Annotated in this window: 22 protein-coding genes and 1 other RNA gene; 6 read left to right on the top strand and 17 right to left on the bottom strand. The window is 48.3% G+C overall.

What is annotated here, in order from left to right; translation table 11 throughout:
* Positions 1-32: 32 nt before the first annotated feature.
* From BM292_RS10455 to gcvT, 8 genes are all read right to left on the bottom strand, one after another.
* Complete coding sequence (locus BM292_RS10455) at positions 33-1340, bottom strand: coiled-coil domain-containing protein (RefSeq protein ID WP_092858329.1); 1308 nt, start codon at positions 1338-1340, stop codon at positions 33-35.
* A 103-nt stretch (positions 1341-1443) separates the two neighbouring features.
* Positions 1444-2037: a hypothetical protein gene (locus BM292_RS10460; protein ID WP_092858331.1), complete on the bottom strand. Its 594-nt coding sequence runs from the start codon at positions 2035-2037 to the stop codon at positions 1444-1446.
* 106 nt (positions 2038-2143) lie between these two features.
* On the bottom strand, positions 2144-2836 hold the full coding sequence (locus tag BM292_RS10465) for a DarT1-associated NADAR antitoxin family protein (protein WP_092858333.1): 693 nt from the start codon (positions 2834-2836) through the stop codon (positions 2144-2146).
* Positions 2836-3468: a DarT ssDNA thymidine ADP-ribosyltransferase family protein gene (locus BM292_RS10470; RefSeq protein WP_092858335.1), complete on the bottom strand. Its 633-nt coding sequence runs from the start codon at positions 3466-3468 to the stop codon at positions 2836-2838. Before BM292_RS10470 ends, BM292_RS10465 begins: the two co-directional genes overlap by 1 nt.
* A gap of 707 nt (positions 3469-4175) precedes the next feature.
* Positions 4176-4985, bottom strand: a complete 810-nt coding sequence (locus BM292_RS10475; RefSeq protein ID WP_245751922.1) for an NERD domain-containing protein — start codon at positions 4983-4985, stop codon at positions 4176-4178.
* Between the two features lie 110 nt (positions 4986-5095).
* Positions 5096-7981, bottom strand: coding sequence for an aminomethyl-transferring glycine dehydrogenase (gene gcvP, locus BM292_RS10480; protein WP_092858338.1), 2886 nt, complete (start codon positions 7979-7981; stop codon positions 5096-5098).
* Positions 7982-8075: 94 nt separating this feature from the next.
* Positions 8076-8465, bottom strand: a complete 390-nt coding sequence (gene gcvH, locus BM292_RS10485; RefSeq protein ID WP_092858340.1) for a glycine cleavage system protein GcvH — start codon at positions 8463-8465, stop codon at positions 8076-8078.
* Positions 8466-8503: 38 nt separating this feature from the next.
* Entirely contained in the window at positions 8504-9586 is a 1083-nt protein-coding gene (gene gcvT, locus BM292_RS10490) for a glycine cleavage system aminomethyltransferase GcvT (RefSeq protein ID WP_092858342.1), read from the bottom strand.
* 180 nt (positions 9587-9766) lie between these two features.
* Here gcvT and BM292_RS10495 point away from each other — a divergent pair, with 180 nt between their 5' ends.
* Positions 9767-10627: a LysR family transcriptional regulator gene (locus BM292_RS10495; RefSeq protein ID WP_245751923.1), complete on the top strand. Its 861-nt coding sequence runs from the start codon at positions 9767-9769 to the stop codon at positions 10625-10627.
* A 16-nt stretch (positions 10628-10643) separates the two neighbouring features.
* On the opposite strand, the gene BM292_RS10500 is transcribed toward BM292_RS10495, so the two are convergent.
* The 4 genes from BM292_RS10500 to BM292_RS10515 are packed head-to-tail and all read right to left on the bottom strand — an operon-like array spanning position 10644 to position 14921.
* Positions 10644-11804 carry a UbiH/UbiF/VisC/COQ6 family ubiquinone biosynthesis hydroxylase gene (locus BM292_RS10500; RefSeq protein ID WP_092858346.1) on the bottom strand — a complete coding sequence of 387 codons (1161 nt, stop codon included), beginning with the start codon at positions 11802-11804 and terminating at the stop codon, positions 10644-10646.
* A complete protein-coding gene (gene ubiH / locus BM292_RS10505) occupies positions 11801-12997 on the bottom strand; it encodes a 2-octaprenyl-6-methoxyphenyl hydroxylase (RefSeq protein WP_092858348.1) in 1197 nt (398 codons plus the stop codon). Before ubiH ends, BM292_RS10500 begins: the two co-directional genes overlap by 4 nt.
* Positions 12982-14304, bottom strand: a complete 1323-nt coding sequence (gene pepP / locus BM292_RS10510; RefSeq protein ID WP_092858350.1) for a Xaa-Pro aminopeptidase — start codon at positions 14302-14304, stop codon at positions 12982-12984. Before pepP ends, ubiH begins: the two co-directional genes overlap by 16 nt.
* 29 nt (positions 14305-14333) lie before the next feature.
* Positions 14334-14921 carry a UPF0149 family protein gene (locus tag BM292_RS10515; protein WP_092858352.1) on the bottom strand — a complete coding sequence of 196 codons (588 nt, stop codon included), beginning with the start codon at positions 14919-14921 and terminating at the stop codon, positions 14334-14336.
* A 138-nt stretch (positions 14922-15059) separates the two neighbouring features.
* Between BM292_RS10515 and BM292_RS10520 the strand changes: the two genes are divergently transcribed.
* Together BM292_RS10520 and ssrS are read left to right on the top strand one after the other, a co-directional pair.
* Positions 15060-15365: a cell division protein ZapA gene (locus tag BM292_RS10520; protein WP_092858354.1), complete on the top strand. Its 306-nt coding sequence runs from the start codon at positions 15060-15062 to the stop codon at positions 15363-15365.
* A 14-nt stretch (positions 15366-15379) separates the two neighbouring features.
* Positions 15380-15563: non-coding RNA, 6S RNA (gene ssrS / locus BM292_RS10525), on the top strand.
* A 103-nt stretch (positions 15564-15666) separates the two neighbouring features.
* Here the strand turns inward: ssrS and BM292_RS10530 are convergent.
* Positions 15667-17247 (bottom strand): amidohydrolase family protein, encoded by a 1581-nt coding sequence (locus BM292_RS10530; protein ID WP_092858356.1) that lies wholly within the window; start codon positions 17245-17247, stop codon positions 15667-15669.
* 53 nt (positions 17248-17300) lie between these two features.
* On the opposite strand from BM292_RS10530, the gene BM292_RS10535 reads away from it, so the two are divergent.
* Genes BM292_RS10535 through serA form a run of 3 tightly spaced genes read left to right on the top strand, consistent with a single transcriptional unit; the run spans position 17301 to position 19852 of the window.
* On the top strand, positions 17301-17885 hold the full coding sequence (locus BM292_RS10535; protein ID WP_218151689.1) for a 5-formyltetrahydrofolate cyclo-ligase: 585 nt from the start codon (positions 17301-17303) through the stop codon (positions 17883-17885).
* Positions 17886-17930: 45 nt separating this feature from the next.
* Positions 17931-18593 carry a ribose-5-phosphate isomerase RpiA gene (rpiA, locus tag BM292_RS10540; protein WP_092858360.1) on the top strand — a complete coding sequence of 221 codons (663 nt, stop codon included), beginning with the start codon at positions 17931-17933 and terminating at the stop codon, positions 18591-18593.
* A 2-nt stretch (positions 18594-18595) separates the two neighbouring features.
* The gene (gene serA, locus BM292_RS10545; RefSeq protein ID WP_092858362.1) at positions 18596-19852 is read left to right on the top strand and encodes a phosphoglycerate dehydrogenase; all 1257 of its coding nucleotides are present in this window, start codon (positions 18596-18598) and stop codon (positions 19850-19852) included.
* An 8-nt stretch (positions 19853-19860) separates the two neighbouring features.
* Here serA and phoU read toward each other — a convergent pair whose 3' ends face one another.
* From phoU to BM292_RS10565, 4 genes are read right to left on the bottom strand one after another with little or no spacing between them, the layout of a single operon-like run.
* On the bottom strand, positions 19861-20577 hold the full coding sequence (gene phoU, locus BM292_RS10550; protein WP_092858364.1) for a phosphate signaling complex protein PhoU: 717 nt from the start codon (positions 20575-20577) through the stop codon (positions 19861-19863).
* 14 nt (positions 20578-20591) lie between these two features.
* A complete protein-coding gene (gene pstB, locus BM292_RS10555; RefSeq protein ID WP_092858366.1) occupies positions 20592-21410 on the bottom strand; it encodes a phosphate ABC transporter ATP-binding protein PstB in 819 nt (272 codons plus the stop codon).
* A gap of 11 nt (positions 21411-21421) precedes the next feature.
* Complete coding sequence (gene pstA / locus BM292_RS10560) at positions 21422-23077, bottom strand: phosphate ABC transporter permease PstA (protein WP_092858368.1); 1656 nt, start codon at positions 23075-23077, stop codon at positions 21422-21424.
* A gap of 14 nt (positions 23078-23091) precedes the next feature.
* Positions 23092-25335 (bottom strand): ABC transporter permease subunit, encoded by a 2244-nt coding sequence (locus BM292_RS10565; RefSeq protein WP_092858370.1) that lies wholly within the window; start codon positions 25333-25335, stop codon positions 23092-23094.
* Positions 25336-25344: the final 9 nt, after the last annotated feature.

Raw genomic sequence — 25344 nt, forward strand, 5'->3', positions numbered from 1 at the left:
AGCGGACGTTAACGCTTGCAGCAGCGGCGAGTTTACGAGTCCGCTGACTGCACTTGTTGTACGGCTTCATCTCCATCTTTAGCTTTACTACTGAGCTTACTACGACTGATAGCGTTGTTGGCAAGACTAAAAACTTTATCACGAAATTCAGGTATGTTTTTTAAAGCTTCTTTAAAGCCACTCGATTCAGCCAGCTCATGCCAAGGAGTTCCGTGAGATGAATCATCCACGAATCTCAAAGGCGCCTCTTCCACTCGGCTCAAAGCAGATTGAAATAACCTCGCTTCTAATTTTTCATCAATGCGAGCTGCTTCTTTTCTATAACCTTCATATGCTTTTGCGACTGAGGCTTTGAAACCATAGTCTTCAGCAAGTTTGAATCGCTGACCGATTTGTTTGGTTGAAAGCCAGGCAAACCACAGTGGCGCACCGAGGCTGACTATAGCTAAAAGAAAATGCATTAATACCATCCCCCATTTGGGATCTGGGTCGGATAATGAGCCTGAAAGTACTTCTATTCTCTGAGCACCGACATACCACGCTGCTCCTAGTGCACAAAGCAACCCAAAAACCCAAACCCACATAGATTTAGCTAATTGCTTTGCCCTTAGATCAAAAGCCCCAGCCAAGCCTTTGCTTGTTGTTATTCGGTATGCTTCCTCGCAATTTTCTACTAACTTATCAGTTTCAACTTTGTTTTCTCTAATTGAAGCTAATAACTTATCGGCCTCTTCTTTTGCAGTAGACACTTTGGCTGAGGTTTTGGTAATCTCCTGACCAATAGAATCAACTTTTTTGCGAGCTATTTTTAAATCTTCCAAATCAGAAGGAAGAGACTCTGCTGTTTCTGTTGCTTCATTGATTAATTTTATCTGATTTAGTAACTTTTCTTGATCGATATCGATTTGGTCAATTTTTGCTTGAAGCCCTTTAATCCTGCGAGAAATTGCAGGAGGCATAGCTTTAGGGTCATTTGAAATCACCCATGACAAATGTGGTTCTATTACGCTAGATATCCAATTTAGCGTCGTAATATATGCAGGAATTGCCTGATGACCGTTTCCGCTAAAAAATTGAGGTAACGTACTACTTTTCAGACGCTCTAATTTAGCAGGAATGCCATCTACGACCTCAAGAAATTCTTCATTATCAACTTCAAGATTAGCGTTTCGAATCTTTTCAGACAAAGCCTTTGGCAAGTATGCCAACTCCATCCTGTCTATCGCTGGATGATGCCACCCAAAAGCCTCATTTAAATTTCGTTTGTCATTCCAACCCTTTACCACTGCTTCGGCCAATGAATCTAAAGATTCGCAGAGATTCTCTATTTCTTCATTCATAATCATTCCTTAAATTTGGCACTTGTTCAATTTGGCCGTACAACGCCCGTATTTGCGGCTGGTTTGGAGCGCAGCGGAAAAGCAGTCCGGCAACATGCGCTTGTTAAGTTTTGTCTGCATTTGCGACAAAGTGATCATAATATTTTCGCGCTTCTTCCTCAGGACCTAACGCAACGTCAATAAGCATTTGAAGGCTCCATACAGGACCGGGGATCACCTGCTCCAAGTCTAGGTCTTCGGGGTAAGCATCTGGGTCTATAGCCATTTCTAAGTTTTCAAACCACCAAATTTCTATTTTTTTTAGTAGACCGACCATTTCTTCAAACGCTTCACCGACATCAAAGTCTACACCTGACGAAGCAAAAGTGAGCATTTCGTGAGCTAAGGTGTTACGACACCTTTTAATATGTTCGAATCTCTCTAAATCTTTTTCATCAATAGCATGCATATCTTGCAACCATTTCAATGATGCGTAGAGAGGACTTCTGTTTAAGCTAAGCACCTTTTCTTTATATTCGGGACTAACAATCATCCCATTTTCGTCAAATCCATTTGTAAAAAAACCTTCTATCTTTTCAACAATGCTGCTCTTGAGCATTTCGAAGGCCATCGAAAATATAGAGGCGGTAATAATATTTGTTTTAAGCGTCTCAGGGTGAAGTGCCCGTTCCCATGATGCTTTTACTTTTTCATCCATGTTCGATCTCGATAAAGAAACTTAACGCTTGCAGCATGCGCGCCCACGGAATGGAGCCGAAGGTGCAATGTAGTGGGCGTCGCCGTGCCTGCACTTGTTAGGCAACTTATACAAGACTAACTTGAACCCCTATATTTCTTCGTTGATTGTCATAATGTTCTTTAGTGAACTTTAGAAAAGCTTCAGGCGACTCCAACGCGTCCTCTAGTAATTCAAGATTAAAAAGGCTTAGATACAAGGCGACTGCGTGAGCTTGGCAGTTTATTGATTTCTTTGGATTAAACTCAATGTCTGTAAAACACTGATAACTTTTAACCTCATTTGATAATAAAACATTCTGGTGAAGGGCATTAATGTAGATCCAGTCATAAAAGTATGTGCGAGGAATCAGCGGAAATTTCTTACCAAAAAACTCAAAACCGACTAAATTCCCAGACTCCTTAAGTCGAATGTCTTTTTTCGCAGCGCGTGAATCTAGGCCAAACAGATCTTTGTATGGCCCTCCTCGCTCAAACACTTTGCTCCCCTGGAAAGCGGTTTCGACGGTGAATTCGTTTCCATATTTTTTGGTCTTTATTTTCAAGTTAAAAGCACTTAAATTAACACCTAGATCAATTTCGGACTTACTTGATATTTCGAGCACCCTCTTGTAGCCCAACTCATGAACTACAGAATGCAGAGCTTCAATTGACCTTTTCTTCTGTGACGCGGAGAGACCGGGGAACCACTGAAAATCAATGGACTTTTCAGTGACTCCTACAGACTCTTCGTTTGGAATAAAAAGAGGTCGAATAGCCATTATTGATACTTCCGCTTGTAAGATCTTGCAGCATAGTATCCTTTATTTTCCGCATGAATTTTTGCCTGCATATCACCCAACAGATCTGAATAATTCTTCTTGGCTTGACGGCTAGGAAACACTACGCCTATAAAATCTGACAAGTCGATAGAATCAATTACTAAAACCTCTGCTTGCACATCTGTCGGGTCATAGGTCTTCAAACACTGATCAGATCTTGATTCATGCCCAGGGATTTCATCATACATACCCTTAAACGCAGATATTCCGGCTAGATCACTAACCGGCATCCCACTTATTCTGGCATCTGCGGCATTGTGTTTACAGAACAGGCAGTCTTGACTCCATAGGACTCTAGGGTGGATACCTATTACACACCAATCTCCACCTTTTTCCCTTCTATATTTATAAAACATCTGGCTATTTGGATGGGCGATAGATAACGAAATAGTATTCGTGTGATTATCCAATCTTAGTTCATCATTGATACCTGGCGGATTTGCTAAGCCAGCAATCCGATCCCGTGATAACAACCCATCAGTCAATATGCTTTCCAAATTCGAGAGCTGCGTAAAATGCAGTAAACAAGGCACCTTGAGCTCTTTTGCATAATTTTCTATTTCATCCGACATAAAATTCCCTAGTCGATGTTCTATCTGCCTAACATTTATATATTGTGCGTGCTCATTTAGAAACTTGCCCAATTAATAGTTTTCAATTGTTAACTGACTGATTAAGCTGGCATTCCGACTTGAAAGGTTCCGATTTAGCACAGGCAATTTGAGCATGCTCACTTACACTCTAGCGAGCGCACGATATCCAATCTTTGTTTTTGTTATGTCATTGACAGTAAACGACTTCAATAAACAACACAACCACAAAACGCGCAATATTGCCGAAGTTAACGTGCCGTGACTCATTTTCATCACTCACACATACTAGCTAGGGGACGGCAGTCATTCGTTGAAGCAGACCGAAAAGCCAAAAGGTCCGCAATTCGCTCAAAGCTGACACCAACCCTAACGCTAAGTTTTCAACAATTGCATAAATACCATCCGTCCCAAGAAAACTTGGTGCAACTACTAAGAACCTACACCTTTACATCCATGAGGTGGAATGCTCTTAGAAAGCTCTTTTTTATTTGCTCGAATATTTTATGGTCTGGGTGATTTATTGAGCGCCTATCTTCAAGAAATGCCGGCGCCACACAACCCCAATTCGAATTTCTTGCAAAATATACAACGCAATCGACCTTGCTCTCTTTCCATTGGCTCGAAACGTCATGTTTTAAATCAGGAGCTGGAACCTCAAATTACGCCCAAATGAGCCTGCAAGCCTTTCAAGCGACGACACCTCGACACTTAGGATATGTCGAGCATCCCCAGAAATGTCGCCCTTGATGTTCACCGCGCTTAACCACTCGTTTCACCATCTGTGCTCCACATTTTGGACACTGAACGCCCTCTGCACCGGAACTTGGTTTATTCGCCTTCTGTTCAATGATTTCCTTCACGTGCTGTTTATGCGCACGAGAAGTCTGTATTGAGCGGGTTAGCGCATTTGATTCAATCTTATCTCTAATGACACGCACTTCCTCAGCGCTCAGCACAGGCACTTTCTTAGCTTGAATAAAATTAATATAACGTGCACCAAAGAAAACGTTGTCGGGCATGGGTGACTTAAATTTGCTATCACCAATAAAAACAACGAGCGAGTAAATCTGTTCATCGTTTAGTTGCAATATTTCTTTGAGTACTTGGGTATGTTTGTAGTTTTGATGCAGTGGATTTTGGAAGTTGTATTTACTGCGGTAAATAACCTGAGTCCATATCTTTTGCTTCTCAGAACCGAAAATCCAACCGCGGAAGTACTTTGTCTCAACAACAAATACGCCATAAATCGAGACAATAATATGATCAATTTGTGTGGTGCCATCATCAGTAGGTAACGTCACATCTTTTATGAGGTGATATTGTTCTTTATCTAGATGAATTTTTGCGGCGAGGTTCACTAAAAACTCACCAAGTTTTCCCTTGAACCAAGATGTGTTGAAGATTTTGATAACAACAAGCATCAACGCCATAACACCGAGGTACTTAAACATTTCGGTGTTTTGCTGAAACGCTGACAGCATAATATCCATATTCATATTCTCCGTTTTCGCACAGTGCGTGGCTAATATATCGCCATAGAACCTTTAAAACGTCAAACACAAAAAAGGCGAGCTAAAATGCTCGCCTTTCTCAACATCACAGCCAATTAACGATAAGTATCAACCGCCGGGCAGCTACACATCAAGTTCCGGTCACCGTATACGTCATCAATGCGGTTCACGCTTGGCCAGAACTTGTTCACCTTAACGGCAGCGACTGGGTAAGCAGCCAGTTCGCGGTCGTATGGGCGATCCCAGTTGGCATCAACAATGTCTGCCAACGTGTGTGGAGCGTTGTGCAGTGGGTTGTTGTCTTCCGCCCACTCGCCCGCTTCCACACGCTTGGCTTCTTCACGAATGCTGATCATCGCTTCAATAAAGCGATCGAGTTCTGCTTTTGACTCAGACTCGGTCGGCTCAACCATCAAAGTGCCCGCTACAGGGAAGCTCATGGTTGGGCTGTGGAAACCGTAATCTTGTAAGCGTTTCGCTACGTCCATTTCAGTGACGCCACAGGCGTCTTTTAATGGGCGCAAATCGATAATACATTCGTGCGCAACGCGGTCGTTACGGCCTTTGTACAAAATTGGGTAGTGCTTGCTTAAGTGCTTCGCAATGTAGTTGGCATTCATAATCGCCACTTCCGTTGCTTCGCGTAAGCCGCGTGAACCCATCATCACAATGTACATCCACGAAATTGGCAGAATGCTCGCGCTACCAAATGGCGCTGCTGAAACCGCACCGTTGTCGGCGCCAGTACCGTCAATTTTCACCACGCTGTGGTTTGGCAAGAATGGCGCTAAGTGCTGCTTCACGCCAATTGGTCCCATACCTGGGCCGCCGCCACCGTGTGGAATACAGAAGGTTTTGTGCAAGTTTAAGTGCGATACGTCAGCGCCAATGTAGCCTGGTGAGGTGACACCCACTTGGGCGTTCATGTTGGCACCGTCAAGGTACACTTGACCACCGTGCGCGTGCACGATCTCACAAATTTCTTTAATGCCTTCTTCGTACACACCGTGAGTCGACGGGTACGTGACCATGATGCACGATAAATTGTCGCCCGCTTCCGCAGCTTTGGCCTTCAAGTCAGCCAAATCAACGTTACCGTTCTTGTCACAGTCAACTACCACCACGTTCATGCTCATCATCTGTGCTGACGCTGGGTTCGTACCGTGCGCAGAACTTGGAATCAAGCAGATGTTGCGGTGCGCATCGCCACGGCTTTGGTGATACTTCTGAATTGCCAACAAGCCGGCGTATTCGCCTTGTGCACCTGAGTTTGGTTGCATTGACATCACGTCGTAACCGGTAATGTCCACCAGCCACTCTGACAAGGTGCTGAGCAATTCAGCGTAGCCTTGTGCTTGGTCAGCTGGGCAGAACGGGTGCAATTGTCCGAACTCTGGCCAAGTAACCGGAATCATTTCAGCGGTGGCGTTGAGTTTCATGGTACATGAGCCCAACGAGATCATACTGTGGTTCAACGACAAGTCTTTGTTTTCAAGCTGCTTGATGTAACGCAGCATTTCGGTTTCTGAGTGATAGCTGTTGAACACTGGGTGTTCCAAAATCGCGCTTTCACGGCGCAATGCAGCTGGAATTGATTCAACCTCGCCTGATGCAGCGCGTGAATCCAGTACGTCGATTTCTAAGCCGTGGTCGTCACCGAAAATTACAGCGAACAACGCATCAACGTCTTGGCGAGTTTTGGCTTCGTCTAAGCTCACGCCGAATTGGCCGTTACCGTCAACGCGTAGGTTCAGCTCAAGCTTGTCAGCGCGCGCTAATACCTCAGCAGTGTCGCCTTCAAGTTGGAAGGTTAAGGTATCGAACCAATGGTTGTTCAATACTTTCACGCCTTTCTCTTTCATGCCAAGCGCAACGATATCGGTCAAACGGTTAATGCGCGACGCGATGGTTTTCAGACCTTGTGGGCCATGGTATACCGCGTAGAACGATGCCATGTTGGCAAGTAATACCTGCGCGGTACAGATGTTTGAGTTGGCTTTTTCGCGGCGAATGTGTTGCTCGCGGGTTTGCATTGCCATACGCAATGCTTGGTTGCCGCGGGTGTCTTTTGACACGCCAATAATACGGCCTGGCAGTGAACGCTTGTACTTGTCGCGGGTTGCGAAGAAAGCAGCGTGTGGACCGCCGTAGCCCATTGGTACACCGAAGCGCTGGGCTGAACCGAAGACCATGTCAGCGCCCATTTCGCCTGGCGATTTCAACAACACTAAGCTCATGATATCCGCAGCTACTGCAACGATACCTTTGTTGGCTTGAATGTCGGCAATGAGTTTTTCGATGTTGTGGATTTCGCCGTTGCGATCTGGGTATTGCAACAAGGCACCGAATACATCGTGATTGTCCGCTTCACGCGCTGGTCCAACAATTACGTCGAAACCAAACTGCTCGGCGCGCGTTTTCACTACGTCGATGGTTTGTGGGTAGACGTTGTCAGCCACGTAGTAAGTATTTGATTTGCTCTTGCTCACGCGCTTCGACATGGCCATCGCTTCAGCTGCGGCAGTCGCTTCGTCTAACAACGAGGCGCTCGCAAGCTCAAGACCAGTTAAGTCCATGGTCATTTGTTGGAAGTTCAGAATCGCTTCCAAACGACCTTGCGCGATCTCTGGCTGATATGGCGTGTAAGCGGTGTACCAACCTGGATTTTCCAGCACGTTACGCAAAATAACGTTCGGGACTAGGGTGTCGTAGTAACCCATACCGATAAATGACTTATACACTTTGTTTTTGCTCGCGATACCTTTGAGCTTAGCCAACGCTTCGCGCTCGTTCATTGGTTCACCAACAGACAAAAATGGGTCGCGACGAATCGCGCCAGGAACGGTGTCGCGCGTTAGCTCTTCAAGGGTGTTCACACCCAATTCAGCTAACATAGCTTTGGTTTCATCAGCGCTTGGGCCAATGTGGCGCGCAATGAATTCACCGTGATTTTCTAACTGTTTCAGTGTAGTAGTCGTCATTTACTTCAGGTCCCCTAGCTTCCGGGTGGATACAAGACATTTGAAACACAAAACCCCGGTGCGAGTGACCGGGGCTAAGCAACAAAACGAGCTGTTATTCTTCGTCGATAACTGCTTGATAACCTTCAGCATCAAGCAAGCTTTCAACTTCACTTGGGTCTTCGGCTTTAATTTTGAACAACCAGCCGTCACCAAATGGGTCATTGTTTACAGTTTCTGGTGCGTCTTCTAAGTCTTCGTTGACTTCAACAATTTCACCAGCAATTGGTGCGTAGATGTCAGACGCTGCTTTTACCGATTCACACACGGCTACGTCATCACCTGCGGCTACGTTAGCGCCAACTTCTGGCAACTCAACGAATACCATGTCGCCCAACAAATCTTGTGCGTGCTCAGTAATGCCTACCGTAAAAATGCCGTCACCTTCGTTGCGCACCCATTCATGCGTTGATGCGTACTTAAGTTCCTTTGGGATAGTGCTCATGTTCTGTTCCTCGTAATCTCATTCTAAAAAGTGATTGCTTAGGCAAGTACTGATTTGCCTTGACGCACGAAGCTTGGTTTGACCACGCTTACTGTAACTAATTTCTTGCGAATTTCCACCTCTGCAGTATCACCCACAGATGCTGGCACGCGTGCCATGGCAATTGAGAAGCCCAGCGTTGGTGAGAACGTACCTGAGGTGATCTCGCCTTCACCGCCTTCTACGATAACTTTTTGGCCGTGGCGCAATACGCCTTTGTCTTTCATGACCAAGCCAACAAGCTTCGCATGGCCAGCAGCTTTTTGCTGCTCAAGGGCTTCGCGACCGATGAATTTGCGATCTGCAGGTTCAAACGCCACGCTCCAACCCATGTTCGCTTCAAGTGGTGTCACTGATTCGTCCATATCTTGGCCGTACAAGTTCATGCCGGCTTCTAAGCGCAGAGTATCACGAGCGCCCAAACCACATGGCTGCACGCCAACATTTAAGAGGTCGTCCCAAAGTTTCTCAACTTTGTCGCCTGGTACCACGATTTCGTAGCCTTTTTCGCCGGTGTAGCCCGTTGTAGCGATGAAGTAATCGCCCACTTGCTCCGACATAAATGGTTTCATGCCAGCAACCGGTGCGAATGCGTCATCACCAACTACCAATTTCAGCTTTTCTTCGGCTTTCGGACCTTGCAAGGCCACCATGCCAAGGCTTGGCTGTTCAGTAATGGTCACTTTGAAGTTGCTCGCAACACTGTTGATCCACGCCATGTCGCGCTCGCGCGTCGCTGAGTTCACCACTAAACGATACGATTCATCAGTGAAGAAATATACGATAAGGTCGTCAATCACGCCGCCCTGTTCGTTCAACATGCCGCTGTACAACGCTTTACCTGGAACAGTTAATTTGGCCACGTCGTTGGCGAGCAGATAACGTAAGAAGGCTTTAGCGTCGATGCCGGCAACATCAACAATGGTCATGTGCGACACGTCGAACACGCCTGAGTCATTACGTACGGCATTGTGCTCTTCAATCTGTGAGCCGTAATTCAGCGGCATGTCCCAGCCGTGGAAGTCCACCATTTTCGCGCCAGCTTTTACATGCGCGTCATACAAAGGAGTGCGATTTGCCATGACCTAGTTATCCTTTTTTGTCGTCGAGATGCGAAATTTACGCATTCAAAAAATTACGCGAATTATAGAACTCAAAGCGCCTTGCAACAAATGAATATTACTTATACATTTATAAATATTTTAAATATTAATTTATAATGTATAAAATTAAATTATGAATTCGATGATTTAACGGAGCTCATGATGCAACATTTACCTTTAGAAGCGTTGCGCGCTTTTGTCAGCATTTATGAGCTTCAAAGCTATACTGCTGCGGCACAGCAACTGAACCGCTCGCAACCTGCGATAAGTTTACAGTTACGTCGCCTTGAAGAGTTGCTCGAAACCTCGTTGCTAACTCGCAGCGGTGGTCGCATTCATTTAACCCCAAGTGGCACCGAATTACTTGAGCAAGCACGGGCACTGCTTGGCTTGAATGACCAAATTATTGCCCGCTTCACCGAGCCTGCCGTTTCTGGACAGGTTCGCCTTGGCATTCCCAGCGAATTTGCCAGTAAGCTGTTACCGCAGGTACTCGGCCAGTTCGCTCATGCGTATCCGAACGTGTCATTGTCGGTTACCTCGGCGCTGAGCAAAGACTTGCTAAAAGACGAGCAAGCCCATTTTGATTTGGTCATCGCACTCAAAGAACCCGACAAACGCATTACTCGCCCAGGCTTAGTCATTCTCAAACAAGAGCCTTTAGTGTGGGTTGGTGCTACGGCTGAGTTGAGTTATCTGCAAGACGATTTGTCGTTGGTCGTGGCGCCTGAGGGCTGTATTTATCGCCGCCGCGCATTGGGCGCTTTGCGGCAGGCGAATATTCCGGCGCGCATCAGTTATACCAATGCGGACTTCTCAGGGTTAACCGCCGCAATAGAAAGCGGGCTTGGTTTGACGGTACTGGCTCAAAGCACGGTGCCGGATAATCTCTCGCGCCAGCAACGCATTGGTCCTATCGCACTACCGGAACTTGGTGAAGTAAGCGTGGCCATGTGGCAAGCCGATACCACCAATCAGGCGGCGCGTCAGTTAGCCCAGTTTATTCAGGAACGTATTTAACTTATTCATTGGTAAGTTACTCGCCAAGCGCGGCTTTAATTAGCTGACGTTTCAGTGGCTGAATGTCGTTCGCCGCTTTAAAACCAATGCCTCGCACCAGTTTCAGTAGCGGGTTGGCGCTACCAAAACCACGTTTAAATGCTTCCATGGCGCCAATCATCGTTATCGCCGCGGCTTTACGTTTGCGCTCCCACGCGCGCAACTCGCGGTGATTCGGATTAGCGGCAAACACCGGCAGCAACTCCACCACGTCTCCAAAACCAAGGTTCGCGCCCTGCCCGGCTAACGGATGAATGCTGTGCGCAGCATCGCCAATAAGAATCAAACGTTGCTCTAGCCAACGCTGTGCGTATTGCATGCGTAGCGGAAAACCGGCTCGTACCGAATCCAACTCCAATTTACCGAGACACTGATCACTGGCGGCCTGCAGTTGGTTCATAAAAGCTTGTTCATCCAAAGCCAACAGTTGCTGTGCCTTTTCAGTATCCGCTGACCACACCAGCGACACCAAATGCGCATCGTTCAGAGGTAGCCATGCAATCGGTCCTGTTGGCAAAAACACTTGGCGGGCAATGCCGTCATGAGGCTTTTCGGTTTTAATCACCGCGACAATACCGGTCTGTTCGTAGTCCCAGAAGCTGAGTGGAAGCTTGGCACGTTCGCGGGTTGGTGAACGGTTACCATCCGCAGCAATGAAATAGTCTGCCTGCAATTGTTGCTGTGACCGCAGTTTGACAGTGACTTGGCTCTCAGTAACCTGATGTTCAACCACTTCGTCGTCGGCAATAATCTGCACGCCTCGTTCAATGGCGGCGTCCCACAAGGCTTGCTCAAGCACTTTGTTTTCAACAATAGCGCCCAAATCATCCGCACCCACTTCAGCGGCGTTAAATTCAATTTCTCCGAAGCTGTCATGATCCCACACCTGCATACCGCTATACGGGCCCAGACGCTGTTGCGGTAATTGTTGCCACACGCCTAATTCACGTAATAACTTGCGGCTGTGGTGGGCTAAGGCGCTTACTCGTAGTTCCGGTGACTCGGTATATTCAGGGCGACCGCTACGCTCAATGACAAACACACGATGCCCTTGTAACCGCAGGCCTAATGCGGCGCTGAGGCCAATCATCCCGCCGCCGACAACCACAATTGATTGCGCTTTAAATGCTTTACTCATGCGTTACGAAACCCCATGGTTTGGCGTGCGAATAGTTGCCGAATAGGCGGCAGGTTATCTAACCCAAACAACGCCAAATTACGGCCAATCACAAGTGGTGCATGCTGATTGGAAAAACCTCGCACTAGGCTATCGGTGAGGCCAATAATGCGCTGATAATCACTTTGGCGTTGCTGGTTATATTCGCTTAATAAGCGATAACTGCCCGGATCATCTGCGGCAATGAGCAAGGCGCTCAGTTCAATCGCGTCACGCACGCCGAGGTTAAAACCTTGGCCAGCAATGGGGTGCAAGGTATGCGAGGCGTTGCCGATGATGACACTGCGGTGGCAAATATTAGATTCAGCTAAATGTAACTGCAGTGGATATTGCACCCGGTCACGCACGGCGGTAAAACGCCCAGCACGATAACCAAATGCACGCTGACACGCTGCTAAAAATTCGCTATCAGACACCTGCATGGTTTGCTCAGCTTGCTCTGGGCTCAAGCTCCACACTAGCGAGGCTTGCTGGTCTGGTAATGGTAATAACGCAATCGGTCCGGTGTCGGTAAAGCGTTCATAGGCCCAGCCGCCGAGGTCGTCGGATAACTTCAACGTGGCGATAATGCCGACTTGCTGATAATCCGTGTGTTTCATCGAAATGCCGGCGTCTTCACGCACTTGCGAACGCTGGCCATCGGCACCAATGAGTAATTGCGTGGTTAATTTGGCTTCGCTGTCGTTATGTTTAAAATGCACGGTTACCGCATCACGGGTGCGCTCACCGCGCTCAAACCACGCGCCACCAAGCCATTGTATGTTGGCTTCGCGCAAACAGGCGTCATACAACGCCCGATTTAACAGCGCTGCGGAAATCACTTGTCCCATGGCGGCAACGCCGTGCTGAGCGGCATGCAAGCGGGTCATACCAAGATGCCCGCGATCGCTCACGTGAATATGTTCAATCGGGCTGGCTTCGGCAGCGAGGTTCTGCCACATACCAATTTGCTCTAGCAAGGCAACCGTCGCGGCCGCTAACGCAATGGTACGTTTATCTTGCGCTGGCCCTTGCGCTTGCGGCTCTAATACCGCAATGCGCCAATCAGGGCGACCGCGCGCCAATAATAATGCGGTGAGCGCACCAACTAGCCCGCCCCCAGCAATGGTGATTGGATAGTCTACTGTGCTGTCAGTATTTACTGTGCCATCCATGCTTCAATCTCTGCGATGGTTTTTGGAACAGCGCTGGTCATGTTTTCATGGCCGTCTTTGGTAATAATCACATCATCTTCAATACGAATACCAATGCCGTGCCATTTCTCATCAACACCTGGCGTGCCGGTCGGAATATAAATGCCCGGCTCAATCGTCAGCACCATGCCCGGTTCGAACTTACGCTTTTTGCCTTCTTGGGTGTACGTACCCACATCGTGCACATCCAACCCAAGCCAATGCCCTAAGCCGTGAATCATAAATGGGCGGAACGCTTCATCAGCAATCAACTTCGTGAGGTTGCCTTTTAAGATACCCAGTGCATGCAACCCTTCCGTTAACGCTTTACCCGCTGCTTTCATGGCCGTCGGTAGATTACTGCCCGGTTTTAACGTTGCCAATGCGGCTTCTTGTGCCGCGAGCACCACGTTGTATAGCTCTTTTTGCGGCTCAGAAAAGCGTCCGTTCACTGGGAACGTACGCGTGATATCCCCGGCGAAACCTTGATACTCAGCGCCGGCGTCAATCAACAATAAGTCGCCGTCCTGTAATTCCGATTCATTTTCGGTGTAGTGCAAAATGCAGGCATTTTCGCCGCTACCGCAAATAGTGCCGTAAGCCGGCGACAATGCACCATGCATCGCAAATTCATGATGAATTTCAGCAGCCACTTGGTATTCAAACTTGCCCGGTTTGGCAAATAACATGGCGCGTTTGTGCGCTAATACGCTGATTCTTGCAGCCTCACGCATCAAGTCCAGTTCGGCTGCGCTTTTAATAATGCGCATATCCGCCAACCACGGATTGATATCCACCCAAGCTTGCGGCGCCTGATGTCCTTGCTTTGGCGACGCCCGCAACTCATCGGCAATGCTGTAAAGTTGTGCGGCTAAGTCGGCTTTATCATGCGGATAATAAACCTGTTCAACGCCATCGAGTAAGGCATACAAATGATCATCGACATCATCAACACTGGCAGCAAAATCAACACCGAGCTTTTCGACAGCTCGGTCAACACCTAAACGGCGCCCGTGCCACACTTCTTCCTGCGGGCTGGTTGGCTGGCAATACAGTTGCACTGGTGCATCGGCATGAGGGGCCAGCACCAATAGCGCATTCGGCTCGCTGAAGCCGGTTAGATAGAAGAAGTCACTGTCTTGTCGAAACGGATACTCCGTATCGCGACTGCGCGTTTGAAGCTGTGCACTTGGAATAACGGCAATAGCATGCGCAGAAACTTTCTTTAAGCGCGCCAGCAGATGCGCGCGGCGCTTCTGGTACTCTTCAATAGCAATAGCGTGAGACATGTGAACCTACAGCAGATAAAGGTGATGGATTAATGCAATACTTTATTGGTTGTGCAACTCGCGCCGACCTTTCGACCCAACTCGTTGAAGCATAACATAGCGGATATACGCAAATACTCGACTACCTCAAAGTACGCGCGCTCGCCTTCTTCGTCTTCATCAACGGCAAAATCTAATTTGGCAATTTCAACCATGTCGTCAATCACTTCGCGAACGTCGTCCGAAAGCCCCGTCAGATTGGTTTGATTAACGCCAAAGCCAACTAAAAACGATTGCACCCAGTTAATCATACTGGTTAAACGTTCCAACAATGATTCATGATCACTTGGCAGTAATAAGTTAAAACCAAGGTCGGGGTCGCGCATGCTGGCACAAATATCATTGGCCATTTCGGTCATGCGTTCGCGTACAGCGGGTTTAAATGACTGCCCTTCATGAATTAAATCACTCACTAGCAATAACCAGTCATCACCTTCAATGCTCGCGCCACCGGCTATCATGCCGGTGAGAATGCCGTGTACTTCGGCGGCGTTAGATAAAATTCCGTTTTGTTCAAAAAATTCTGATAAACGGTCGTAACTCAATGGGTTAGCTGAACTGCTACCTAGGTCTGACATAATCGTTGTACTCTTTACGTTCTTTACGCACATCCTACCATTGCAAAGCTGTTCAGGCTAGCTGACAAAGCCCCGTAGGACGTGCCATAATATGGCTAGTTCTAAGCATAAGAATAGTACAAGCACAGAGGAAGCGGCATGAGTCAACGCGCCATGGACATAAGATTGATGGAACGTCACTACAAAGTGAATTGCCCACCGGGGCAAGAGGTTGCTTTGCAGCAGGCTGCTGATCGCTTGAATAATAAGCTGGAAACGATTCGTACCAACACCAAGTTGTCGAATCCCGAGCAAATTGCAGTAATGGCCGGTTTGAATTTGTGCCATGAATTTGCGCAAGACGAGAAACGTCAGCAACAACGCATCGCGGATCTCGAAGAAAAATTGAAGCTACTGCAAGAAACCCTCGAACAAGTCATGGCGGAACAACGCCCCGGACGTTAAAATAGTCACATTATGACTGCCTGGGATGTGCGCCAGCACGCCGATGTCCCTGAGCCGATGCTAGCAGTAAAGGGGCTCACTGGGCGGCTATTGAGCAAGCTCGACTAGTATCGAGAAGCCTGCGGCCGTTTCAATTGCGCCCCGCCTTGAACCAGTGGGTTCAAGGGCCAAGGCACGCAGCGGCATTCCGGGTAGTCACCCCTTGTAGCCCGGCGTTTCACGCCGGGACGCGGCGCCGCCGCGGTTAATGCTTGTCTAACCATCGATGGTGTTTATCTAACCACCGGTATTGAATTCAACATTAACGGTGCAATGCACCACCCGGCGTGGAACGCCGGGCTACGTCGACTATTTCACGGACGTCGGCGAGGAGTTCTTGGGCGTCGTAGATGATGCCGTCTTTGATGGTGTAGCGGATGCCTTTAGTGCGCATCGGCTGATTATTCTCATCAAGCTTATAATGACCTGTGCCGTAGAGCACTTTGAAATTGGCGAGTGGATTTTCGTCAACGATGATCATGTCAGCTTTTTTACCCGGCACCACGCTACCGATTTGGTCTTCGAGACCAAGCGCTTCAGCGCCATTTAGCGTTGCTGATTGAATCACTTCCAATGCGTTAAAGCCGGCTTCACGCAATAATTCCAGCTCGCGAATGTAGGCAAAACCATAAATTTTGTAGATATAGCCGGCATCAGAACCTGTGGTGACGCGGCCGCCATGATTTTTAAAGTCGTTTAAGAACGTCATCCATAACTGATAGTTTTTGCGCCATGCGACTTCTTCATCGGTGGTCCAATCAAACCAATATGAGCCATGGGCATAGCGGCTTGGCGTGAAGAAATCCCACAGTTGCGGCAAGGTATATTCTTCGTGCCAAATCGCACGGCGTTCACGCATTAAATCGCGGCTCGCTTCGTAAATGGTCAGCGTTGGGTTAATCGTGAAATCAAGTGCGATCAATTCATCGCGTACTTTATTCCATTGCTCCGAACCCGGCTCAGCAGCTTGTGCCCACAAACGTCCGGCCTCACGGAAGCGGTCTTGCTCGTTATTGTAGTTGTAGTCGGCTGGATAATTCTGAATCCGCTGCCCGGTAAACAAGGCTTCCGGTAAACCATACCAGTGCTCCATGCTGCCAAGACCTAAACGCGCCGAATCAATCACGCTGGTACGCACCACGTTCAACTGCGCATGATGCATCATGGTGCCGAGATTTTGCTTTTTCGCTTCATCTAACGCTGCCGCCATCACTTTAGGCGTGGCGCCGAAAAATTTGATACCTGAAGCGCCTTGACGTTTGATTTTACGCACCCAGTCACGGGCTTGTTCACCATTAAAAATGGGCTCTTCAGCTCCCATACCAAAGCCAGCATAAGGAATGATACGCGGTCCAACGATATCGTTTTTAGCCGCTTTTTCTTGGTGCCATTTGGTCCAATCAAGGCCGTTAAAGCTGCCCGGTTCACGTACCGTGGTAATGCCGTGGGCAAGCCACAGCTTCAGCACGTACTCAGCTGGAATGCCTTCGGCCGAACCACCAATGTGACCATGCATTTCAACAAAGCCTGGCAATACGTACTTACCATGAGCGTCAATTTCTTGATCGTTCGGGCCAGCCAGCGGGCGACGTTCATCTTTAATCGGAACGCCAGGATAGCCAACACTCACCACATTCACGATGCGGTCATCTTCAATGACAATGTCCACAGGGCCTTGCGGTGGCGCGCCCTCACCGTTAATTAAGGTGGCGCCGCGAATAATGAGACGATCATAAGGGCCCGCCCCCTGCTCGCCGCGCTCTGGCGCTTTCGGCGGTGCTGCTTGCGCTGCGGTAGTGATGGCCAGCGAAAGGGTTAACATACTTAGAAATTGGCGTATCATGGAATGCACTCACTATTATTTTAATTATGTTGTTCAGCAAGGATATCAGCGCCGTGACCCAACAGCAATTACGCCGCCAACTACTCGACGCACGCGCTAGCGTTTCTAACGCAGCCCGCGATTATGCGGCTTTGCAAGTCGGTGAACACTTACTGCAGCTACCCGAGCTACAGCAGCCCTGCCAAATTGGCAGCTATTTTAGTGTGAAAGCTGAGTTACCAACGCATGCCATTAATCAGCGTCTCATGGCACAAGCACATCAGCTATCGTTACCTATTTTGCATCCGTTTCGCGCGGGGCATTTGCTGTTTATGCAACTGAATCAAACGACCCAATGGACACATAACCGCTTTGGAATTCCCGAGCCGGAACTTGATGTGCGTCATGTGACGCCTCTTAACCAGTTGAATGTGCTGTTAGTGCCGTTAGTCGGATTTGACGCCCTCGGCAACCGCATGGGCATGGGCGGCGGCTTTTATGATCGTACCTTAAGTGCTTGGCGACAGGGTAAAATCAATGTGTTGCCAATTGGGCTGGCAATGGATTGCCAATATGTCGATACATTACCGGTACAACCTTGGGATGTGCCGCTTTCGATGGTGATTACGCCCTCGAAAGTGTGGGACTTTCGGGGCTAAAACTGTATACTAAACCGCCATAGACAACTGACTATGGATTCCGCCATGACCACCTCGCAAGATGACCTAAAAAAGCAAGCTGCTGAAGCCGCACTGAAGTACGTCCAACCCAATTCAATTGTCGGCGTGGGCACCGGCTCTACCGTTAATTTTTTCATTGATGCACTAGCAACTATGAAAAATGACATCGAAGCTGCGGTATCGAGTTCAGAAGCATCGACCGAACGTTTAAAAGCCCATGGTATTGAGGTGGTTGAGCTCAACAACGTGGCTGACTTGCCGGTGTACATTGACGGGGCTGATGAAATTGACGAGCACATGCGCATGGTCAAAGGCGGTGGTGGTGCATTAACCCGCGAAAAAATTATTGCCGCAGTCGCTGACAAATTTGTTTGTATTGCCGACCAAAGCAAAGTGGTTGGCCGCTTGGGTCGCTTCCCTATCCCGGTTGAAGTGATTCCGATGGCGCGCTCCTATGTGGCTCGCGAAATCGTCAAACTTGGCGGTGACCCAGTGTGGCGTCAAGGTTTTGTGACCGACAACGGCAATGTCATTCTGGACATTCACAACTTTGATATCTTAAACCCTGTTCAACTTGAGCAACAATTGAATAGTATTGTAGGTGTGGTCACTAACGGCCTATTCGCCAAGCGCGGCGCCAATATCGCGATTATCGCAAGCCCTGACGGTTTGCAATTCATGGAGTAACTATGAACACCCCAGCAGCACCACAGGTATCTCTGGCCAAAGAACGCATTCAAATTCTGTTACTTGAAGGTGTGCATGACAGCGCGGTCGAGGTGCTTAAACAGCATGGCTACAGCAATATCAAAACGCTGAAAACGTCACTGAATGAAGACGAGCTGTGTGAAGCAATTAAAGATGTGCACTTTATTGGCATTCGTTCACGCACTCAACTAACTGCTAAAGTCTTTGCAAAAGCCGAGAAGCTTGCTGCTGTAGGCTGTTTTTGTATTGGTACCAATCAGGTTGACCTCGAAGCCGCGCGCGATAACGGCGTGGTCGTTTTCAATGCACCATTTTCGAATACTCGAAGCGTTGCTGAGCTAGTGCTAGCGGAAATCATTATGTTGCTGCGCCGAATTCCAGAGAAAAACGCGGCGGCGCATCGCGGTGGTTGGGACAAAGCCGCCAAAGGTTCATTTGAAGTGCGCGGTAAAGTGCTTGGCATTGTTGGTTATGGCCACATTGGCACACAGCTGGGTATTTTGGCAGAGCAGCTGGGTATGCAGGTTCGCTATTACGATATCGAAACAAAATTATCGCTCGGTAACGCCTTACAGGTGAGCAGTCTAAATGAACTGTTGAAGCAAGCCGATGTGGTGACGTTGCACGTGCCAGAAACACCACAAACGCAATGGATGATTGGCGCTCAAGAGTTAGCCCAGATGAAACCAGGTGCGGTATTTATTAACGCTTCTCGCGGCACCGTGGTGAAAATCAATGCCTTGGCAGATTCGTTAAAATCAGGACATTTAGCCGGCGCGGCGATTGACGTATTCCCGGTTGAACCGAAAGGTAACGATGAGCAGTTTGAATCGCCATTACGTGGTTTAGATAACTGTATTTTGACCCCACACATTGGTGGCTCAACGCAAGAAGCACAAGAAAACATTGGCATTGAGGTGGCGGGTAAATTAGTGCGTTATTCCGATAACGGCTCGACTTTATCAGCAGTGAATTTCCCTGAGGTGGCATTGCCTGCACATGAAGGCTCGCGCCGCTTGCTACACATTCACCACAACCGCCCTGGTATGCTAACCCGCATTAACCAATTGTTGGCCGAGCAAAATATCAACGTTTCGGGTCAGTATCTGCAAACCGATAGCAAAGTCGGTTATGTAGTGATTGATATAGAAACGCCGCCGAAAAGCACCATTGCCGATGATTTACTGGTAGCAATGCGTGATATCGACGGCACTATAAAAGCGCGCGTGCTGTATTAATTACAGCGTTAGCGCGCGCCTTTTACCGTTTGCTCCATCGATTCAGGAGAAACGTGTCGTACGTCTTTACCTTTCACGAAGAAAATAATGTACTCGGCGATATTCTGACAACGGTCGCCGATACGCTCCAACGAGCGCGCTGACCACAATACATTCATGACTTTTGGAATCCCGCGCGGATCTTCCATCATGTAGGTCATCAGCTGACGTGTCAGCGCCTCGTATTGACGGTCGGCTTGCGCATCCATTTGGTGCACTTCAAACGCCGCGTCTAGGTCCATTCGAGCAAATGCATCGAGCACACCATGTAGCATCGCTAACACCTGTTGGCCGAGATTTTCTAAGCTCACCAAGAATTGCTGTTGGTCATTGTTGAAGCTCTCGAGTGCAACGCGCGCAATGCGTTCTGCCTCATCGCCGATACGCTCAAGATCAGAAATCGTCTTGAAAATCGCGATGATTAAGCGCAAGTCACTTGCCGCTGGCTGACGTTTTGCAATGATTTGCACACACGCTTCATCAATTTGAACTTCCAATGCGTTAATTTTGTAGTCACGCTGCAAAATCTGCTCAGCCATTTCGTGGTCTGACTTTTCAATCGCATGCAGCGAGTCACGCAATTGCTGCTCAACCAAGCCGCCCATATTCAATACTTGGTTACGGACTGCTTCAAGCTCTTCGTTAAATTTTCCGGAAATATGCCGGCTCATATTGAGTTTATCCATTGCCTGCGCTCCTATTAACCGTAACGTCCGGTAATGTAATCTTCGGTTTGTTTTTGGGCTGGGGTCGTGAACAGCGTGTTGGTGTCCGCATATTCAATCAATTTACCCATATACATAAATGCCGTTTGATCAGACACACGAGCAGCTTGTTGCATGTTGTGCGTGACGATAACCACCGTATATTTTTCTTTCAGTTCAGTAATCAGCTCTTCAATCGTCAAGGTTGAGATTGGATCCAATGCTGACGTTGGTTCGTCCAACAACAGTACTTCTGGCTCAATGGCAATGGCACGCGCAATCACCAAACGCTGCTGCTGACCACCGGATAATCCGAAAGCGGATTCATTTAAGCGGTCTTTCACTTCATCCCACAGCGCGGCGCCTTTCAATGAACGTTCAACCACTTCATCTAAAGTGCGGCGATCGTTCACGCCTTGCAAACGCATGCCGTATACCACGTTCTCATAAATCGATTTCGGGAACGGGTTGGGACGCTGAAACACCATACCAACGCGACGACGCAACTCAGCAACATCCACATTTTTGTCGTAAATGTTCTTGTCGTGCAACAGGATTTCACCTTTCACACGGCAGATTTCTACGAGGTCGTTCATACGGTTGATACAACGCAACAGCGTTGATTTACCACAACCTGATGGACCGATAAATGCGGTGACACGATTCTTCGGAATGTTCATCGAGATATCGTACAGCGCTTGCGCTTCCCCATAATGTAAGTTGAGGTTGCGAATTTCTAACGCGGTTTGCTCTGGCGTTAAGTTTGCTAAATCTAATGATTCGACATTGCTAGTGTTCGGAGTAACCGAAATCATAATGTTTAACCTTAATGTTCAAGAGAGCGATATTTTTCACGTAAATGGTTACGCACGCCAATAGCGGTCAGGTTTAACCCGACGATCACCGTAACCAGCAAGAATGAGGTGGCGTAGACCAATGGTCGCGCGGCCTCAACGTTCGGGCTTTGGAAACCTACATCATAAATGTGGAAGCCCAAGTGCATGAATTTGCGATCTAAATGGAAGTACGGGAAGTTGCCGTCTACCGGCAACATTGGCGCAGATTTCACCACGCCCACCAGCATCAACGGTGCTACCTCACCTGCAGCGCGCGCAACGGCCAATATCAAACCAGTCATAATAGCTGGCGATGCCATCGGTAAAATAATGCGCCATAAGGTTTCCGCTTTCGTGGCACCGAGTGCCAAGCTACCTTCACGCAATGTACTTGGTATGCGCGACAAGCCTTCTTCGGTAGATACAATGACCACCGGCAATGTCAGGATAGCCAAAGTAATCGCGGACCACATCACCCCAGGTGTACCAAACGTTGGGCTTGGCAGTGCCTCTGGGTAAAAGATTTGGTCGAGTGTGCCACCTACCATATATACAAAGAAGCCTAAGCCAAATACACCATAAACAATTGACGGTACGCCGGCGAGGTTAATCACCGCGATACGAATCAGGCGCGTGATGGCATTTTTACCGGCGTACTCGTGCAAGTAAACCGCAGCGATAACGCCAAACGGGGTCACGATAACCGACATGAGTAGCACCATGAATACGGTACCGAAAATCGCTGGGAATACACCGCCTTCCGTGTTTGCTTCGCGCGGATCTTCCGACACAAACTTGCCGATTTGCACAAAGAAGTGACCGACTTTGCTCAGTAATCCCATGTCGTTCGGGAACGTAGCATCGAGTACTCGGTACATTGGAATCGTCACATCCATGCCGCGCATATCACGCATGACCACGCTGTCACGACTGGCCGCTTCACGGTACGCAAACAACTCTTTTTCAAGCTCTTTGTACTGCTCGTTCAACGCCTGTTCTTCGGCTGCCAAACGTTGTTGTTCAGCTTCCGTCAACTGACCTTCAAGGTCCAGTGCACGCGCTTCTAGGCGTAATTGGTTGAGCTCATAGTTAATCGCACCGATTGGCCCTTGCTGCAAGTCGCTGGCCTTTTCGTTGAACTCAACTGCGCGCTCGATACGTTCAAACAATACTTTGCGTAGATTTTCAGAGTTCGCCACTGACTCGCCATTTTCGAGCACATCCACCACGTAACCATAAAAGTTGCCGTCTTTTGAGCGTTCTAAAACAGCTAAGTCTTGTGGTGTTTCGTCGCGAATAATCTGCGGTTGCATTACCCACATAAAATCGAGTGGCACAAACTCACGGTTACCCACTTTAAACAACTTACGCTCAAGCATGTCACCCTCAAAGCCTTCAAGGGTAACGCCCGATTCTTCTAGTCGTGAAATCGGCACTTCTTCGCGGTCATAAACTTCGCCAATGATCACACGAGTTGAGCCATCATTCGCCTGCACTTCAACTTCATGAATGGCTGCCGGCCAAAAGAATGACAAGCCCCGCCACGCTATCAGTGCCAATAAGCCAAGCACAGCGATTAAGCTGACACTTACCGCGCCCGCAGTAAGCCAAATATAAGGTTTTCCTGATTTAAACCATTTATTCATGGACATCCTCACGCTTACATCGAGCTATATTTTTCGCGTAGACGCTGACGCACAAGCTCAGCGACGGTATTAAACGCGAAAGTAAAAATGAACAATACAAAGGCCGCTAAGAACAAGATGCGATAATGCGAGCTACCGACCTCTGATTCTGGCATTTCAACGGCGATATTGGCCGACAATGTGCGCATGCCTTCGAAAATATTCCAATCCATAATCGGTGTGTTACCCGTCGCCATGAGCACGATCATGGTCTCACCTACTGCACGGCCTAAGCCCATCATGACTGCCGAGAAAATACCCGGACTCGCAGTCAATAGAACGACTTTGGTCAGTGTTTGCCAGGTGGTAGCACCCAATGCTAATGAACCGTTCGATAAGTGCTTCGGTACGCTGAACACCGCATCTTCGGCAATCGAGAAAATGGTCGGAATAACGGCAAACCCCATCGCAATACCAACGACTAATGAATTACGTTGGTCGAAAGTAATACCCAGTTCATTCGTTATATATTGACGCACGTTGCCGTCAAATAAGGCTTGTTCAACCCATGGTGACAACTCAAATGATAACCAACCAACAAAGGCAACAATTGGCAGTAAGATCAGTGCTGCGCGGCCATCGGTAAAACGGTTACGCCAAGTTTTTGGCAAGACTGTACTGATGGCAGCAAAGGCAATTATCGCCAGCGGTATCAGGATGATCGTCGCGACGATACCGGGTAAATATTGTTCAATAAGCGGTGCCAACCACAAGCCAGCCAAGAAGCCCAAAATAACCGTTGGCAAAGCTTCCATAATTTCAACAGTTGGCTTCACCACTTTGCGCACGCTTGGCGACATAAAGTAAGCTGTGTAAACCGCTGCGGCTAAACCTATCGGTACCGCAAATAGCATCGCGTAAGCAGCAGCTTTGATGGTACCGAATGAAATTGGCACAAGGCTAAACTTCGGTTCAAAATCATCTGAACCCGACGTTGACTGCCAAACGTATTGTGGCTCTGGGTAGCCTTCGTACCAAACTTCTTGCCAAATGCCACTCCAGGTTACCTCTGGATGTTCATTCTCAAGATTAAAGCTATGTAACTCATCGCCGCTTTGCATCAATAACGTATTGGCGCGCGGGTCAATCACTACGCGGTCGGCTTTGATGCCATCGATATTTTCGCGATATAAATTAGCTTCAGACGTGGTATGAAAAATGCCAACTTCACCGTTGGCCGATACGGTATAAAAAGTACGACGGTAATACTCAGCGATGATGTCGGTAACTGCTGAAGTGCCAGCCTGAAACTCACGAATGTATTCATATTGGCGGCCATTGGCGCCAGCAACTTCGAACCATTGCGTGACACGCCCGTTGGCATGGCCAAAGAGCACGGAGCTGGCCCCTGCCAAAAGCTGCATGCTGGTGATATCGCCGTAGCGGCGACGGTCAATGGTTAATACTTGACGCTCGCTGACGTTACCTGTGCGGGAAATACCAAACACATAGAAACGGTTGCCTTGACGCACAAACACTTGCGACAAGTCAGGCGTGACTTTGACGTTATCAACCGCTCCAGTTATCGGCAGTTCAGCAAACTTTGATTGCAGTTCAACGGTTCCAGTGAGAAAGCTGCGGCTAGCTTGTAGGAAATTGACGATGACTTTGTCATCAGCTGTTACCGCTGCAAACAGTTGTGATTCGCCATCATATTCATAGGCTAACTGTTTCAAGGTGCGTTGTTGCGGATCAACTTGAACCAAATCACCATCGTTGGCGAAACCAACCACTGGCGTGGTTAAGCGGCGACCATTAGTGAATTGCGACCGAAACTTTGGCTCAATAACGCGCGCTTGACCGTTGGCCACTGCATAAGCGTAACGCTTGTTTTGCGGCTGAGTAGCTGCAAATGCGGTCGGCTCGTCGGCAACTTGTTCGGTCAGTAAAACTTGGCCAGGTTGCCAATCGGTGCCCGGCTTTTGCTTGAGTGCAAAGAAGCTCAGTTCACCGTTATCGGCAAAGCGATAGCCAATTTCAGACTGCTCTTCCATACCCATGGCAACGGTCTGACCTTGCCCTGGCACGGCAAACGATTGCTGGTGTTCAACTTCAACACCACGGAAAATAGGTTCAACCACATATAACAAGTAAAAGAATATCAGTAGCAGTGCCATTAACACTAAACCGCCGCCAAGAGTTACCCCCCAGCGAGCAGCTTTGTCTTTGATTAATCGCACATTACTGGCTCCCAACTCTGCACGTTGTGATGCCGCCATTGCTGCCTC

This window comes from Pseudidiomarina tainanensis (assembly GCF_900115255.1).
Lineage (GTDB): Bacteria > Pseudomonadota > Gammaproteobacteria > Enterobacterales > Alteromonadaceae > Pseudidiomarina > Pseudidiomarina tainanensis.

Bases quoted from the DNA above. Each gene is read 5' to 3' on its own strand.
- BM292_RS10455 (WP_092858329.1), bottom strand. From the start codon at position 1,340: ATGAATGAAGAAATAGAGAATCTCTGCGAATCTTTAGATTCATTGGCC.
- serA (WP_092858362.1), top strand. From the start codon at position 18,596: ATGAACACCCCAGCAGCACCACAGGTATCTCTGGCCAAAGAACGCATT.
- BM292_RS10460 (WP_092858331.1), bottom strand. From the start codon at position 2,037: ATGGATGAAAAAGTAAAAGCATCATGGGAACGGGCACTTCACCCTGAG.
- BM292_RS10515 (WP_092858352.1), bottom strand. From the start codon at position 14,921: ATGTCAGACCTAGGTAGCAGTTCAGCTAACCCATTGAGTTACGACCGT.
- pepP (WP_092858350.1), bottom strand. From the start codon at position 14,304: ATGTCTCACGCTATTGCTATTGAAGAGTACCAGAAGCGCCGCGCGCAT.
- BM292_RS10520 (WP_092858354.1), top strand. From the start codon at position 15,060: ATGAGTCAACGCGCCATGGACATAAGATTGATGGAACGTCACTACAAA.
- BM292_RS10475 (WP_245751922.1), bottom strand. From the start codon at position 4,985: ATGAATATGGATATTATGCTGTCAGCGTTTCAGCAAAACACCGAAATG.
- phoU (WP_092858364.1), bottom strand. From the start codon at position 20,577: ATGGATAAACTCAATATGAGCCGGCATATTTCCGGAAAATTTAACGAA.
- ubiH (WP_092858348.1), bottom strand. From the start codon at position 12,997: ATGGATGGCACAGTAAATACTGACAGCACAGTAGACTATCCAATCACC.
- gcvH (WP_092858340.1), bottom strand. From the start codon at position 8,465: ATGAGCACTATCCCAAAGGAACTTAAGTACGCATCAACGCATGAATGG.
- BM292_RS10465 (WP_092858333.1), bottom strand. From the start codon at position 2,836: ATGGCTATTCGACCTCTTTTTATTCCAAACGAAGAGTCTGTAGGAGTC.
- BM292_RS10495 (WP_245751923.1), top strand. From the start codon at position 9,767: ATGATGCAACATTTACCTTTAGAAGCGTTGCGCGCTTTTGTCAGCATT.
- pstB (WP_092858366.1), bottom strand. From the start codon at position 21,410: ATGATTTCGGTTACTCCGAACACTAGCAATGTCGAATCATTAGATTTA.
- gcvP (WP_092858338.1), bottom strand. From the start codon at position 7,981: ATGACGACTACTACACTGAAACAGTTAGAAAATCACGGTGAATTCATT.
- BM292_RS10500 (WP_092858346.1), bottom strand. From the start codon at position 11,804: ATGAGTAAAGCATTTAAAGCGCAATCAATTGTGGTTGTCGGCGGCGGG.
- BM292_RS10530 (WP_092858356.1), bottom strand. From the start codon at position 17,247: ATGATACGCCAATTTCTAAGTATGTTAACCCTTTCGCTGGCCATCACT.
- BM292_RS10565 (WP_092858370.1), bottom strand. From the start codon at position 25,335: ATGGCGGCATCACAACGTGCAGAGTTGGGAGCCAGTAATGTGCGATTA.
- BM292_RS10470 (WP_092858335.1), bottom strand. From the start codon at position 3,468: ATGTCGGATGAAATAGAAAATTATGCAAAAGAGCTCAAGGTGCCTTGT.
- gcvT (WP_092858342.1), bottom strand. From the start codon at position 9,586: ATGGCAAATCGCACTCCTTTGTATGACGCGCATGTAAAAGCTGGCGCG.
- rpiA (WP_092858360.1), top strand. From the start codon at position 17,931: ATGACCACCTCGCAAGATGACCTAAAAAAGCAAGCTGCTGAAGCCGCA.
- pstA (WP_092858368.1), bottom strand. From the start codon at position 23,077: ATGAATAAATGGTTTAAATCAGGAAAACCTTATATTTGGCTTACTGCG.